Consider the following 15,302-nt stretch of genomic DNA (forward strand, 5'->3'; position numbering starts at 1 on the left):
GACCTCAATAACTCAACTGCTGCCAAGCCTTCTCAAGCCGCTTCACACTCACCGGCTGTGGCGTGCGCAGCTCTTGCGCGAAGAAGCTCACGCGCAGTTCTTCCAATAGCCAGCGGAACTCTTGCATGCGTGCATCGCTCACGCCTTTGCGCTCTGCCACCAAGCGCCAATACTTTTGCTCCAGCGGTTTGAGTTCGGCCAGTTTGGCAGCATCGCGCGCGGGGTCGGCACGCAGTTTGTCGAGTCGCAGCACCACGGCTTTGAGATAGCGGGCAAAGTGCTGCAACTGGTTGTAAGGCGTGTCGGTCACAAAGCGTTTGCCCACCAAGCGTTGCAGTTGCTGCGCGGCGTCGGCCACCGCGTCGTGTTGAATTTTGGTGTCTTTGACTTTGCGGCTCGCCACTGCAAACTCGGTCAACACCGTGCCTGCTAGGCGCGCCACTTCGTTGGCTATCAGCGTCAGGCGGCCACGTCCCTCGTCGAGGCGGCGTTTGAAGTCGGCCTGGCTCGTGGGCAGCGGGTCGAGCAGGAAGGCGCGGTCTAAGGCCACATCCAAAATTTGTTGCTTGAGTTCGTCGCCCGTGCCACCGCCCGAGCCATCGGGCGACTTGCCCACCATCATGAAAACCACCGACATTTTTTGCAGGTCAGGCAGGTTTTTCTCCAGGTACTTGAGCGCGTCTTTGATTTGCAAACCAAACAAACGTCGTAAGCCTGCGCGGTGCTTGGTGGCGGCCACCTCGGGCTCGTCAAACACCTCGATGCACACGGCGTCGCCCATGTCCACCAAGGCGGGGAAACCAATCAGGGTTTGCTGACCTCTCGCGATTTCCATCAGCTCGGGGAGCTCGCCAAAGGTCCAGCTGGTGTAGCGTTGATCGGCTTTTGCAGGGCTCGTCTGTTGCTGCCTTGGTTTGGACGCAATTGGCGCAATTGGGGTCAGAGCCCGATTTCCGTCGCCCGAATTTCGCTGCGCGACATCGGGATTTGATCCCAATTTGCGCTCGCCGTCGGCTGACGCGGCCGCTACGCCAACACCAGAGCCAGCCCCCAAAGGCCCCACACCTTTCAACGCGGCCAAGGCCTGAAACGCGCCACGCGCTTGGCTGCCCAGTTCGGCTTTCAAAGCCCCCAGGTTGCGGCCATGCCCCAACTGTCGGCCATGTTCGTCCACCACCCGAAAGTTCATGAACAGGTGGGGTGGCAGCATGTCGAGTTTGAAGTCGGCACGTTTCACATCCACTTGCGTTTCAGCCCGCACCAGTTTCAGCACCGCATCGGTCAAAGAGCCCGCGCCAAACACCTCAGGCGCACACAAGGCCGCCGTCAGACGGGCTGCGCTGTCGGGCAGTGGCACCAAGCGCGAACGTGGTTTTTGGTGCAGCGTTTTCAAGAGCGCGTGTACCTTTTGATTGAGCATGCCAGGCACCAGCCATTCGGCGCGTTCATCGCTGACTTGGTTCAACACAAACAGCGGCACGGTCACGGTCAAGCCGTCTTTGGCGTCGCCCGGTTCGTGCAGGTAGTCGGCGTGGCAATCCACACCGCCCATGCGCAGTGTTTTGGGAAACGCCTGCGTGGTGATGCCCGCCGCTTGGTGGCGCATCAGCTCCTCGCGGCTCAGGTACAGCAGTTTGGGTTGGCGCTTGACCTCTTCGCGGTACCAGTGTTCCAGCGTGACCAAGCCGCACACATCGGCGGGCAATTGCTGGTCGTAGAAGGCGTAGATCAAGGCGTCGTCCACCAACACGTCTTGGCGGCGCGACTTGTGTTCCAGCTCTTGCACTTGGGCAATCAGCTTTTGGTTGGCAGCCAAGAACGGCAGCTTGGTGTCGAGCTCGCCCTCCACCAGCGCTTCGCGGATGAAAATTTCACGCGCCCCCGCCATGTCCACTTTGCTGTAGCTCACACGTCGTCCGTTGTAGACCACCAAGCCATACAAAGTGGCGCGCTCCAGGGCCTTCACCTCTGCGGCCTTCTTTTCCCAATGCGGATCGAGCAATTGTTTTCGCAACACATGGCCGCCGACTTGCTCTAACCATTGCGGCTCGATGCCTGCCAAGCCACGGCCAAACAAGCGCGTGGTTTCCACCAACTCAGCCGCCACCAGCCAGCGCCCGGGCTTTTTGCGCAGGTGCGCGCCAGGGTGACGGTAAAACTTGATGCCACGCGCGCCCAAATAGGCCTCGTCGTCGTCGAGCTTGCAGCCCACGTTGCCCAACAAGCCCGCCAACATCGACAGATGCAGTTGCTCGTAACTCGCGGGCAAGGTGTTGAGCCGCCACTTGTGTTCGGTCACCACCGTCAGCAGCTGAGTGTGGGTGTCGCGCCACTCGCGCACGCGACGCACGTTGATGAAGTTTTGTCGCAGCAGTGCTTCGTATTGGCGGTTGCTCAGCTTGTGTTCGGCGTGCCCGGTCGCGCTCACAGCGGGTTTGCTCTGGGTTTGTTTGGCGGCCATGGCGTGCTTCACGCTGGCAGGCACATGGGGCTTGCCGCCACGTGAGTTTTCCAGCCATTTCCACAGGTTCAAGTAGCCGCTGAATTCGCTGCGGTCGTCGTCGAATTTGGCATGGGCTTGGTCAGCGGCGGCTTGGGCTTCCATCGGGCGGTCGCGCACGTCTTGCACGCTCAGGGCCGAGGCAATGATGAGCACTTCGTCCAACGCCTGGCGGTCACGCGCTTCCAAAATCATGCGCCCCACACGCGGGTCGAGTGGCAGCTTGGCCAGCTCGCGTCCGGTGGACGTCAATTCGTTCATGTCGTCGACCGCGCCAAGTTCGTTGAGCAACTGGTAGCCGTCGGCAATGGCTTTGGGGCGAGGCGCCTCAAGGAAAGGGAATTGCTCCACATCGCCCAGGTGCAGCGACTTCATGCGCAAAATCACGCCCGCCAGTGAGGAGCGCAAAATTTCGGGGTCGGTGAATTTCGTGCGGCCATTGAAGTCTTGCTCGTCGTACAAGCGGATGCAAATGCCGTTGGCCACACGGCCACAGCGGCCCGCACGCTGGTTGGCCGCCGCTTGGCTGATGGGCTCGACCATGAGCTGTTCGACCTTGCTGCGCCAGCTGTAGCGCTTGACACGCGCTTGTCCCGCATCAATCACATAACGGATGCCTGGCACGGTGAGCGAAGTTTCGGCCACGTTGGTGGCCAACACAATGCGCCGCCCACTGTGGTTGTCAAACACACGGTCTTGCTCGGCTTGCGACAGACGGGCAAACAGCGGCAACACCTCGGCATTGCGCAACACGGGCGAGTGGCTCAGGTGTACGCGCAGGTGATCAGCGGCTTCACGAATTTCGCGCTCGCCAGGCAAGAACACCAAGATATCCCCCTGAACATCAGGCCCCCACGCAACGCGCTGCGCGTCGTCGCTGCCCCCCGAGGGGGCGTCGTCTGGCTTGGGGCGGCCCAGCGCCAGCCGAGTCGGCCCGCTCCACAACTCATCCACAGCATCGGCAATGGCGTTGTTGAGGTCGTAGTCGCGCTTTTCTTCAAACGGGCGGTAGCGCATTTCTACCGGGAAGGTGCGGCCCGACACCATCAGCACGGGTGCAGGCCATAACACCATGCCCCCACGCTCCCCCACTTCGTGTGGCTCGCTGCCCCCCGAGGGGGCTGAGCCCGCCTTGGGACGGCCCTGCGCCGGTCTCATCGACGCAAAGTGCTGCGCAAAGCGGTCGGCGTCGATGGTGGCCGAGGTGACGATGATTTTGAGGTCTGGCCGACGCGGCAAGATCTCGCGCAGGTAGCCCAGCAAAAAGTCGATGTTCAGGCTGCGCTCGTGGGCTTCGTCGATGATGATCGTGTCGTAGGCCTTGAGCAAAGGGTCGGTTTGCGTCTCGGCCAACAAAATACCGTCGGTCATCAACTTGACCGAAGCGTCTTTGCTCAATCGGTCCTGAAAGCGCACCTTGTAACCCACCACCTCGCCCAAGGGCGTTTTGAGTTCTTCTGCAATGCGCTTGGCCACCGAGCTGGCGGCAATGCGTCGCGGCTGGGTGTGACCAATGATGGGTTTGCGCTGACCGGGTTTGAGCCCAAGCCCCAAACCGCGACCTAAAGCCAAAGCCATTTTAGGTAACTGGGTGGTTTTGCCCGAGCCCGTCTCGCCGCAGACGATGATCACCTGATGCGCCTGCATGGCCGCCATGATGTCGTCACGACGTGCCGAGACGGGCAACGATTCGGGGAATTCAATCTGGAGGGGAGCTGACGTGGACACAAGCAGGCGCAATCTTGATAGACAATCCGCAATTATCCCAGCCAAGCCCCACGCCACATTACATGTCCGCTGTCTTCAACTTCACCTTCGTGCCCTGGTTTCGCTCTGTCGCGCCCTACATCCACATGCACCGAGGCAAAACCTTTGTGGTGGGTATCGCGGGCGAAGCCATTGCCGCAGGCAAATTGCCCAACTTGGCACAAGACTTGGCGCTCATCCAAAGCATGGGCGTGCGCGTGGTGCTGGTACACGGCTTTCGCCCTCAGGTGAACGAACAGTTGGCGGCCAAGGGCCATGTGCCCCAGTATTCACACGGCATGCGCATCACCGACGAGGTGTCGCTCGACTGCGCGCAAGAAGCCGCCGGTCAACTGCGTTACGAAATTGAAGCAGCGTTCAGCCAGGGCTTACCCAACACCCCAATGGCAGGCGCCACGGTGCGCGTGATTTCGGGCAACTTCATCACCGCGCGCCCGGTGGGCATCTTGGATGGGGTGGACTTCCAGCACTCGGGCTTGGTGCGCAAGGTGGATGTGGCGGGCATCACACAAACCTTGACCGCTGGCTCGATGGTGTTGATCTCGCCATTTGGCTTTTCACCCACCGGCGAAGCTTTCAACTTGACCATGGAAGAAGTCGCCACCTCAGTGGCCACCGCCTTGCAGGCCGACAAACTGTTGTTTGTGACAGAAACCCCAGGGCTGCGCGTGCGCCCACTCGAGCCCGAGGCCGAAGACAACCCCATCGACACCGAGTTGCCGCTGGACGTCGCAGAAAAACTGTTGGCGTCGCTGCCAGCCACGTCCAACCCGTCTGACATTGCGTTTTATTTGCAGCACTGTGTGAAAGCTTGCAAGTCGGGCGTGGAGCGCAGCCACATCTTGCCGTTTGCGGTGGATGGCGCGTTGCTGTTGGAGGTGTACATGCACGACGGCATTGGCACCATGGTGGTAGACGAAAAACTCGAAGAGCTGCGCGAAGCCACGCACGAAGACGTGGGTGGCATCTTGCAACTGATTGAACCGTTCGAGAAAGACGGCACCCTGGTCAAGCGCGATCGCACCGAGATTGAACGTGATGTGAACCAGTACACAGTCATCGAGCACGACGGCGTGATCTTTGCCTGTGCCGCGCTCTACCCTTACCCCGAAGCCAAAACCGCCGAAATGGCAGCCCTGACCGTATCACCCCAATCGCAGGGTCAAGGTGATGGCGAAAAAGTGCTCAAGCGCATTGAGCAACTGGCGCGCAACATGGGCTTGAAAAGCATTTTTGTGCTGACCACCCGCACCAAGCACTGGTTCTTGAAGCGCGGCTTTGTGCAAGTCGACGCCGACTGGTTGCCCGAGGCCCGCAAGCGCAAATACAACTGGGACCGCAAGAGCTTGGTGCTGGTCAAACAGCTTTGAGCACCACCACACCATCCGCGGCTTTGACGCCTTGCCCCTGAGGCAGCACAAACACCGGATTGATCTCGGCCTCCGCCAATTGATCGCCCAATTGCGCAGCCATACGCGAGAAAGCAACGATGGCATCGACCAGCGCATCGATGTCTGCTTTGGCGCGACCTCTGAACCCATCCAACAAAGGCCAGGTCTTGAGCTCTTTGGCCATCGATAAAGCCTCTTCACGCGACAAGCTACGTTGCGCGGGAAGCAGTCGAATGCTGGTGTCCTTGAACAGCTCAGCGGTCACGCCCCCCATGCCCAACAAGATGGCTGTTCCCAACGCATCGCGGTGCATGCCAAGAATCAACTCTGTGCCACCGGCGACCATCTCTTGAACCAAAAATCCATCGGGGATTTTTCCTGTTCTGGCATGGACCTGCGTTGTCATGGCCGCCATACTGTCGCCCATGGTCTGTGAGGTCACACCCACAGCAACGCCACCCACATCGCTCTTGTGCATGATCTCGGAGGAAAGAATTTTCAAAACAACACGGTCGCCCAAGGCCACGGCAGCCTCTTGCGCTTGCGGCAATGAATGTACTGTTCGCTCCGCCACACTGGGTACACCAAACCGTGCAAACAGTTGTTTGGCTTGAACTTCGTTCAATGAACCAACGGGTAAATCTTCTAACGGGGTAACACGCGGCAGCACAGCAAGAGAAGCACTGGGCTTGAAGTTGGATGTGTGGCGCATGGCAGCAAACGCAGAACTGATGCTCTCCGCAGCGGCATACGCGGGCACACCTCTTTCAGTGAGCAATTTGCCCACGTCTGGCGCATGCGGGCTCACATAGGCAAACACAGGTTTGTTGGAACTTGGCAAACAATCTTGAATGGCGCCAGCCATCAACTCTGGCTGTGCCAAGCCCGAGGAACCGACCACGATCACCAAAGCGTCGTAGCTTGGACTGGCCAACAGCGTGCGGATGGCACCACGTAACAAATCGGGCCGCAGCCCGGCCAAGGTCACGTCAATTGGGTTGCGATCCAACACCGCCTCCGTGCCCGTGTTCAAAGCGCGCAACGCACTCGCAGTGGCTTCATCGGGGGCAGGCGTTTCAAAACCTGCCAGCCCCAAATCATCGGAGACCAAGGTGCCAGCCCCACCTGTGGACGTCAAGATCGCGACGCGCTGTCCGCACAAGGTTCTTCCCGTTGCAAGTGCCGCAGGAATGTCCAACAAATCGGCAAAGGTTTGTGCACGAATCACGCCCACTTGTTTGAAGAGCGCGTCGTACATGCGGTCGGCACCGGCCAAGGCGCCCGTGTGCGACACGGCAGCCCGCGCACCGGCTTCAGAGCGGCCAATTTTGAAGGCCACCACAGGCTTGCCCAGCCGTGCCGCCTTCAAACAAGCGGCGCGAAATTTCTCAGGATGTCTGACCGTTTCGATGTACAGCGCAATGACCTGGGTGGCAGGGTCGTCAGCCAAATAGTCGATGAAGTCTGCCAGCTCAAGGTCCACCTCATTGCTGGTTGAAATCAATTTGGACAAGCCGATGCCGCGGGCTGATGCACGCGAGAGCAAGGAGCCCATGATGCCGCCACTTTGGGACACCACGCCGATGGAACCTACGGGGAAATGGTCCATCTCCAGCGCACCCGTCGCACTCAACATGATCTGGTCGGTCAAGTTCACCAGACCAATGGTGTTGGGCCCCAAGATGCGCATCGCGCCGGCAGCATCCATCAGCTGCTTTTGGCGAACGGCCCCCTCTGGCCCGGTTTCTGTGTAACCGCTGGCTAAAACAATCGCAGCTTGACAACCCAGTTGGGCCAAATCTCGAACCGCGCCATGCGCGCGCTCGGCACCCAACAACACAATGGCGACATCTGGCACAGTGGGCAAAGAGGCAATGCTAGGGAAGCACTTGAGGCCGTCAATCGCCTCAACCTTTGGGTTGACCGGAAAAATATCGCCAGAAAAGCCCAATTTTTTCAAATAGGCCACGGGCCGACCGGCCGTTTTGGTGGGGTCAGCCGACGCCCCAATGACGGCCACACTGCGAGGTTTGATCAGTCGTGAAATTGCATCCATGGTTGATCCTAGCCCGCAGTTTTTGCCAAGAACGCTTCCACCGATGCACGGTGCTCTGCGCTGGTGTAGCAAATGCCTTGTGCCTGACTGCCCTGGGCAAACACATCGTGAGAACTCATCTCAAACGACTGGTTCAAAATCGTTTTGGTGAGTGCCAAGGCCGTTGACGACACCTGGCTCAACTCAAGCGCCCAGGCCTGCGCCTGCGCAAGCAGGGCATCGGCCGACGTTTTTCGATCAACGATCCCCAGAGCCAAGGCCTCATCCACATCGACTTTTCGACCACTGAAGATGAGCTGCTTGGCCTTTGACAAACCCACCCGACGGGGCAAGAAATACATGCCACCACCATCGGGGATGATGCCGCGGTGGATATAAGACCAAGTAAAGCTCGCCCATTCGCTGGCGATGATGAAGTCACACGCCAAAGCAGTGTCAGCCCCCAAGCCTGAAGCAGCGCCATTCACAGCAGCAATCACCGGTTTGGGACAGGTGTGCAACAACGACTGCGTGTAGTGCACGCGTTGCTGGCGATGCCAGCCGTTGAAACCCACGTCACCTGCTGGCGCGTTCATGCGCTTTTGCATGCCACTGATGTCGCCTCCCGCACAAAAACCTTTGCCTGCGCCAGTCAGCACCAAGGCCTTGATGGCTTTGTCAGCCGTGATGCTTTCAAGTGCGTGGATGAATTCGGTGCGCATCTGATCGCTGAAAGCATTGCGTTTATCTGGACGATTCAGTGTCAACGTTGCCACAGCGTGGTCAATTTGAAGTTCGATGAGGGTGTAATCCACGACTTTTTCCTTTGATTCAATCTGGTTTGATGTTGTTTTCTTTGACGATCTTTCGCCAGCGTGCTTCTTCGCGTTTGACATACGCCTCCAGCTCTTGCGGCGTACCGGTCGAAACCGCCAAGCCCTCCGATTCAAGCCTTTGTCGAAACTCCAAAGATTGCGCCGCTTGCTTGGCGGCAGCATTCAATTTGGCAATCACATCCGACGGCGTACCAGCAGGCGCAAACAGTCCGTACCAGCTCTCCAAGGCATACCCACGAACCGTCTCAGCAATGGCAGGAATGGACTTCATGGCAGCAGACCGTTCTGCGGATGTCACGGCCAATGCGCGCAGCTTGCCGCTGGCGATGTGCGGTGACACAGCCGCAGCGGTGGCAAACATCATGCTCACTTGCCCACCCAGCAAATCTGTCATCGCAGGGCCCGCGCCCCGATAAGGAATGTGGGTGAGTTTGACTTGCGCAATGTTCTCAAACATCTCGCCGGCCAAGTGGGCAGAGGTGCCATTGCCTTGGGATGCATAAGACAGTTTGGCGGGTTCAGCTTTGGCTGTTTCCAGCAAATCGGACACGCTTTTCAAAGGGCTGTCCGCACGAACAACCAGCACATTGGGGCCTCGTGCAACCATCACCACAGGAGCAAATGACTTCTCGGTGTCAAACGGCAGTTTGGTCATCAGGCTGGGGTTGACGGCATGCGCAAACGTGGCCACCACCAGCATGTAGCCATCCGGGGCACTTTTCGCCACTGCATCTGTGCCAATGATGGTCCCAGCCCCAGGCCTGTTTTCAACGATGACCGATTGCCCCAAGGCCTGAGACATGCCAACCGCCAACGCGCGGGCAATGCTGTCCGTCCCGCCACCCGGAGAAAAAGGCACCACCAATTTGACGGGCTTGTCAGGATAGGCTGCCAAGGCGGTAGAGATGCAAAGACCGGCAGCTGCGACCCAGACACAACACTGTTTGATACCTGAAGCAAAGAAACTTTTCATGCAGGAGTCTCCGAATTTTTTTGATGCACAGAGCTTAATCAAATGCTCAAGTTGCGATCACCATCGAATTCCACAGAATGGAAATTGAGCGCCTAAAATTTCAAGCATGACTTTCAGGAGTTTGTGAATGCGTCATTCACTTCAGGTTCCACCCCCCATCACCAGCAAACCCGGTGTCTCCCCTTCGAACAGGTCGCTGGAGAGAGGCATCGATATCCTTCGCGCCTTCCGGCCAGGGTCTGCGCTGCTGGGCAATGGTGACATCGCCGAGAGAACCGGGCTGTCCAAGTCAACCGTGAGTCGCTTGACACAAACCTTGGTTGCCTGTGGTTTGCTTCATATTGAACCCGGGACGCGCGTGTACAGGCTAGCACCGCTTGTCATGAGTCTGGCCCATGCCATGCGAACGGGTTCACATGTGCTCGCCATAGCGGCTCCCTTGATGCGAAGCACGGCCGAGAAACACAAAATCAACGTGGGCTTGGCTGCCCCCGACCGTGATGAGATGGTCTATTTGGAATCCATACGCTACAACCGACGCCCCTCATTGCGAACGGTGGTGTCAGGCCAGCGCGTTCCGATCGAGCTGACCTCTCTGGGAAGGGCTTACTTGGCCATTGCCCCGCCATCACAAAAAAACAAACTGTTTGCGCACTTTAAGAAAACACGCGCACAGCAATGGCCGCTGTTGCGAGATGAGATCTCGCATGCGCAAATGCAAGTGACCCAACAGGGGTACTGCGTGGCGAGCTGGCAGCCGGAGGTCGTTGCCCTGGCAACGCCTCTCGAAGTAGGGGAACAAATTTACGTGTTGAACGTGAGCGTCACACGCGAAGGGAATGCGGCAGAGATTGCTACTGAAATGGCGCCGCTGCTGATGGAACTGCGACTCAAAATAGACCACGCCCTGCACGCATCGTGAATGCGCTCAAGCGTCAAACGCCGCGTCGTTGGCCGCTTTCAACGGGTCGGTGCTGCGCCACAAGCGCAGGGTGGTGACCAGTGCCAACAGCGCAATGCCCACAAAACACACGAAGGACCAATTGGCGATGGAGCCGCCCAAAAACGTCCAATCCACCACGGAGCAGTCGCCCCCGCCTTTGAAAATCATGGGAATGGCGCGCTTGAGCGGGAAGGTTTCAATCATTCCGTAAAAGTCACGTCCACACGACACCACCTCGGGTGGGTACCACTGCAACCAGCTCTGGCGAGCTGCCACGTATGCGCCCGACACACCCAACACCGTGAGCAAACCACCCACGAACAAACAGGTTTTACGGCCTGGCAATACGGCCCCCAGGCCCGCCACCAAGGCGATCAAGACCATCACATAGCGCTGCACAATGCACATCGGGCAAGGCTCCAGGCCCACCACATGTTGCAAGTACAACCCGAACGACAACAAGCCGAGACAAGCCAGACAAATCAAACCCCAGACGCGGCTTGTTCGATTCAAAAGTTCTAACTTCACAACACTTTCTCCAAAGCAATGTCTCATTGTCGCTGTGAAACAATTGGATGACGCACACACAGAAGTAAAGACCAGAGATTTGTCATGACCCTCCGCCTCCCCGCGCTTGAACACACGCCCCGTTTGCTGCACTTCATCACCCACTTGGACGATTTGCTGCGCCGCACCGACAACGAGGCCCTGATTTTGGAGCGCGGTCAGGTGTTGCTGACGCAACTGCTGGCCCAAGACGATTGGCTGCCCGACGAGTTTGCACAGCCCAACCCCGCGCGCTACCAACAGTATTTGCTCTACGCCGATCCCAACGACCGCTTCTCGGTGGTCAGCCTTGTGTGGGGCCCGGGCCAATCCACCCCGATCCACAACCACACGGTGTGGGGCCTGGTGGGCGTGTTGCGCGGAGCCGAGTTGACACAAGCTTTTGCGCAGGACGGGCAAGGCCGCTGGCTGGCCAGCGGCGCACAACAACGCATCGAAGCGGGCCACGTCGAAGCCGTGTCCCCGCGCATTGGCGATGTGCACCGGGTGTGGAACGCGCTGGGCGACCAGCCCTCCATCAGCATCCATGTCTACGGCGGCAACATTGGCAAGATCCGTCGCAGCGTGTTCGCGGAGGACGGCACGGCCAAAGAATTCATCTCGGGCTACAGCAACGCCTTGCGGGAAGTGCCCAGCGAATTTCCAACCACCACCTTTTTGGAGGTGCGCCAAGCGCTGTTGCAGCGTCAAGAAATTGCCATCGTCGATGTGCGCGAAGAAGACCCATTCGCCCAAGCTCACCCCCTGTTCGCCGCCAACCTGCCGATCGGGCGCATCGAAGTGGATGCCTGGCGACGCATTCCGCGCCTAGACACCACCGTGGTGGTGTACGACAACGGCGAAGGCATGGCCCTGCCCGCTGCGCGCACCTTGCGCCGCATGGGCTACACCCAAGTCAGCCTGCTGGCAGGTGGCTTGAAAGGCTGGCACGACGGGGGTGGCGAGTTGTTCCGTGATGTGAATGTGCCCAGCAAGTCGTTTGGCGAATTGGTGGAGTCCAAGCGCCACACACCCTCGCTGTCGGCGCAAGAGGTCAAAGCCCTGATCGACGCCAAAGCCAATGTGGTGGTGCTCGACGCCCGCCGCTATGACGAGTACCACACCATGAGCATTCCCAGTGGCGTGAGCGTGCCCGGGGCCGAGCTGGTGCTGCGTGCCCGTGCCATGGCCCCCAATGCCACCACGCGCATCATCGTCAACTGTGCGGGGCGTACCCGCAGCATCATTGGCACCCAGTCACTCATCAACGCAGGCATTCCCAACCCGGTGAGCGCCCTGCGCAACGGCACCATTGGCTGGACCTTGGCTGGCCAAGAACTGGCGCATGGCGCCGATCAGCGTTTTCCAGAAGTGGACGAAGCCACCCAACGCCAAGCCGCCGCCTCGGCCCTGGCGGTGGCCTACCGCGCTGGCGTCAAGCGCGTGCGCCTGCCCGAGCTGGGCGAATGGCTGGCTGACACCACGCGCACGACCTATGTGTTGGATGTGCGCACGCCCGAAGAATATGCCGCAGGCCATCTGCCCTGCGCACGCAGTGCCCCGGGGGGCCAACTGGTGCAAGAGACCGACCACCAAGCGCCAGTGCGCGGCGCGCGTCTGGTGCTGTGCGACAACGACGGCGTGCGCGCCAACATGTCGGCCTCTTGGCTGGCCCAAATGGGCTGGCAGGTGTCTGTGCTCGACGGTCTGAGCGCTGCCGACCTACACGACACCAGCACACCGCCCGCCCCTCTGCCCGACCCCTTCGGCGAGGTGCCCACGGCACAGGTGGCGCAGCTTAAAACCTGGGTGGGTGACCGCAACAGCCACACCGTGGTACTGGACTTCAGCTCTAGCGCCCAGTTTGTCAAAGGCCATGTGCCAGGCGCCTGGTGGTTGCTGCGCAGCCAGCTGGCCGATGGTTTGGTCAAAGCCCACAAAGGCAACCGCTATGTGCTGACCTGCCAAGACGGCCATGTGTCACGCTACGCCCTGGCGGAGGTGAAAGCCTTGGTCAAGCCCGGCGTGGACGTGGTGTGGCTGGCAGGCGGCAATGCGGCCTGGGCGGCTGCGGGTCATAGCTTGCAAAGTGGCGACCGCCAACTCGGCGCCGAGCGGGTGGACCGCTACCGCCGCCCGTATGAGGGCACCGACAACCCTGTGGAAGCGATGCAGGGCTACCTCGACTGGGAGTTTGGTCTGGTCGAGCAGCTCGCGCGCGATGGCACCCACGGCTTCAGGGTGATCTGATCCCCTGCTAAAGTCTCGCTCTGATTTCAACGCTCACCTCACAGAAGAATTTTCCTTATGGCACGCACCGTTCACTGCATCAAACTTGGCACCGAAGCTGAAGGCCTCGACTTCCCTCCTTACCCCGGTGAGTTGGGCAAAAAATTGTGGGAGAGCGTCAGCAAAAAAGCGTGGGCCGAGTGGATGACACAGCAAACCATGTTGGTCAATGAAAACCGCCTCAACCTGGCCGACCAGCGCGCTCGCGAATACCTCAAGCGCCAAATGGAAAAACACTTTTTTGGCGACGGCGCAGATGCCGTGCAAGGCTACGTTCCGCCTCCTAGCGCCTGATCTGAGGTGATGCCCATGCCCAAGCCGCCAGCACACGCCTGGCACGGGCACAGCATCTGGTGCATCGCACAAACCACGCTCGACCTGCCTGCGTTCTTGAGCGCTTGGGCGCAGTGGTTGGCCGACCCTGAACGCCCTGCGCTGTTGCATGTGTTGGCCATCGCGGCCACCGCCCCAACGCCCCAAGATCTGCAAAACGTCGCCAGCGCCCAGCCCGTCCATGCGGCGCTGATCGATCAACTGGTTGCGCAATGCTGGGGTTTGTTGCCCGGTATGCACCGCTTGCGTCTGAGTGATGGGCAGGTTGGTGGGCAGGTGCTGCTCACCCTGTGTGTGGGCTCCCCCGCCGACTACGCCGACCTGCTGGCGCGTCACCCCACCGGCCCCTGCACCCCCAGCACGGCGCTGCCGCCCGTGGGCGAGCGCACGGTCACCGTGCTGGGCTCGGGCATGGCCGGAGCGGGCACAGCGCGCGCACTGGCTGAGCGTGGCTGGCAGGTGACGGTGCTCGACGCGGGTGAGGCCCCTGCCGCAGGCGCTTCGGGCTTGCCAGTGGGCTTGGTGGCACCGCACACCTCGCCTGACGACAGTCTGATCTCACGCCTCTCGCGCGCGGGTGTGCGCACCATGCAGCACGCCATGCACACCCTGCTGCAAGCAGGCGTGGACTGGGCCGCAACGGGCGTGCAAGAGCGCCGCTTGCCCGGCAAAACCCGAAAAGGTGGTGCACCCCAGAGCTGGTCACAGGCACTGGCGGATGCAGGACAGGCCTGGACCTGTGCGGCATCGCCCCCCGCGCCACCCAATGCGCTGTGGCACGCCAAGGGCGCTTGGTTGCGCCCAGCCCGCTTGGTGCATGCGCTGCTGCAACACCCCAACATCCGCTGGCAGGGTCAGGCCAACGCCGATGCCCTGCGCGCGGTGGACACCGCCCAAGGTACGGCCTGGCAGGTGCTGCAAGACGACCAGGTGCTGGCCCAGTCGGCAAGGGTGGTGGTGGCCTGTGGGCCGGGCAGCGCAGCGCTTTTGGCCAGCGTCACAGCGGGCGTCACAGCGGGTGCCACAAACGACTGTTCAGGCGACGCCACACATGAGGCCAACACCCTGCCCATTCGACCCTTGCGTGGGCAAATTTCTTGGGGGCTGATGGCGGAAGTGACAGCGCCAGTGCCAACAGCGGGCACGAGCAGAAGCACAAGCGCCAGTCAAGCCCAGCCACAACAGCCAAGCGTTGAGCTGGCAGACATTTGGCCAGCCACACCCGTCAACGGCAATGGCAGCTTTGTGCACAGCGTGCCCACCGAGCTGGGCCCTGCTTGGTTTGCGGGCTCCAGCTTTGACCGGGTGAACGACCAGCCCGTGGTCTTGCCCGCCGACCATGCCGACAACTTGGCACGCCTACAGGCCCTGCTGCCCGACACCGCCCAAGCCTTGGGCCCGGTGTTTGCCAACGGTGTGCGTGGCTGGGCGGGGGTGCGTTGCAGCGTGCCCGACCGACTGCCGGTGGTAGGCCCTGTGGCCCACGCCAGCGAGGGTCTGTGGGTCAACGCGGCCATGGGCTCGCGTGGGCTGACCTTGGCCTTGTTGTGCGGCGAGTTGTTGGCTGCACGCTGGCATGGAGAGCCCTTGCCGCTGGAAGCGCAGCTGGCGCAAGCGCTCGACGCCAACCGGTTCAAGCACCGCAGCGCCACACACGCCTAACATCACCCCTCACTTGTCACATCACAA

10 protein-coding genes and 1 pseudogene are annotated in these 15,302 nt (G+C 60.3%); 6 read left to right on the top strand and 5 right to left on the bottom strand.

All coding sequences use genetic code 11. The features are described from left to right. Positions 1-4 precede the first annotated feature (4 nt). Positions 5-4,156: an ATP-dependent RNA helicase HrpA gene (hrpA, locus tag B9Z39_RS09360; RefSeq protein WP_233248977.1), complete on the bottom strand. Its 4,152-nt coding sequence runs from the start codon at positions 4,154-4,156 to the stop codon at positions 5-7. 134 nt (positions 4,157-4,290) lie between these two features. On the opposite strand from hrpA, the gene argA reads away from it, so the two are divergent. Continuing rightward, positions 4,291-5,637, top strand: coding sequence for an amino-acid N-acetyltransferase (gene argA / locus B9Z39_RS09365; protein WP_108301525.1), 1,347 nt, complete (start codon positions 4,291-4,293; stop codon positions 5,635-5,637). Here the strand turns inward: argA and B9Z39_RS09370 are convergent. The 3 genes from B9Z39_RS09370 to B9Z39_RS09380 are packed head-to-tail and all read right to left on the bottom strand — an operon-like array spanning position 5,624 to position 9,502. Continuing rightward, the gene (locus B9Z39_RS09370; RefSeq protein WP_108301526.1) at positions 5,624-7,714 is read right to left on the bottom strand and encodes an acetate--CoA ligase family protein; all 2,091 of its coding nucleotides are present in this window, start codon (positions 7,712-7,714) and stop codon (positions 5,624-5,626) included. The genes argA and B9Z39_RS09370 overlap by 14 nt on opposite strands. Positions 7,715-7,722: 8 nt before the next feature. Continuing rightward, the gene (locus B9Z39_RS09375; protein ID WP_108301527.1) at positions 7,723-8,508 is read right to left on the bottom strand and encodes an enoyl-CoA hydratase/isomerase family protein; all 786 of its coding nucleotides are present in this window, start codon (positions 8,506-8,508) and stop codon (positions 7,723-7,725) included. A 16-nt stretch (positions 8,509-8,524) separates the two neighbouring features. Continuing rightward, positions 8,525-9,502 (bottom strand): tripartite tricarboxylate transporter substrate binding protein, encoded by a 978-nt coding sequence (locus tag B9Z39_RS09380; protein ID WP_100144580.1) that lies wholly within the window; start codon positions 9,500-9,502, stop codon positions 8,525-8,527. A gap of 127 nt (positions 9,503-9,629) precedes the next feature. On the opposite strand from B9Z39_RS09380, the gene B9Z39_RS09385 reads away from it, so the two are divergent. Next, the gene (locus B9Z39_RS09385) at positions 9,630-10,424 is read left to right on the top strand and encodes an IclR family transcriptional regulator (protein WP_100144578.1); all 795 of its coding nucleotides are present in this window, start codon (positions 9,630-9,632) and stop codon (positions 10,422-10,424) included. Positions 10,425-10,430: 6 nt separating this feature from the next. On the opposite strand, the gene B9Z39_RS09390 is transcribed toward B9Z39_RS09385, so the two are convergent. Further along, positions 10,431-10,973: a disulfide bond formation protein B gene (locus B9Z39_RS09390; RefSeq protein ID WP_233248969.1), complete on the bottom strand. Its 543-nt coding sequence runs from the start codon at positions 10,971-10,973 to the stop codon at positions 10,431-10,433. An 84-nt stretch (positions 10,974-11,057) separates the two neighbouring features. On the opposite strand from B9Z39_RS09390, the pseudogene B9Z39_RS17090 reads away from it, so the two are divergent. From B9Z39_RS17090 to B9Z39_RS09405, 4 genes and pseudogenes are all read left to right on the top strand, one after another. Continuing rightward, positions 11,058-11,558 (top strand): annotated as a pseudogene (locus B9Z39_RS17090) (cysteine dioxygenase); the annotation flags it as partial. A gap of 81 nt (positions 11,559-11,639) precedes the next feature. Continuing rightward, positions 11,640-13,241 carry a rhodanese-like domain-containing protein gene (locus tag B9Z39_RS09395; RefSeq protein WP_199221197.1) on the top strand — a complete coding sequence of 534 codons (1,602 nt, stop codon included), beginning with the start codon at positions 11,640-11,642 and terminating at the stop codon, positions 13,239-13,241. 57 nt (positions 13,242-13,298) lie between these two features. Beyond that, positions 13,299-13,574, top strand: coding sequence for an oxidative damage protection protein (locus B9Z39_RS09400; RefSeq protein ID WP_100144572.1), 276 nt, complete (start codon positions 13,299-13,301; stop codon positions 13,572-13,574). 15 nt (positions 13,575-13,589) lie between these two features. Continuing rightward, on the top strand, positions 13,590-15,275 hold the full coding sequence (locus B9Z39_RS09405) for an FAD-dependent oxidoreductase (protein WP_158269480.1): 1,686 nt from the start codon (positions 13,590-13,592) through the stop codon (positions 15,273-15,275). Positions 15,276-15,302 lie beyond the last annotated feature (27 nt).

This window comes from Limnohabitans sp. JirII-29, assembly GCF_003063395.1.
Taxonomy (GTDB): domain Bacteria; phylum Pseudomonadota; class Gammaproteobacteria; order Burkholderiales; family Burkholderiaceae_C; genus Limnohabitans.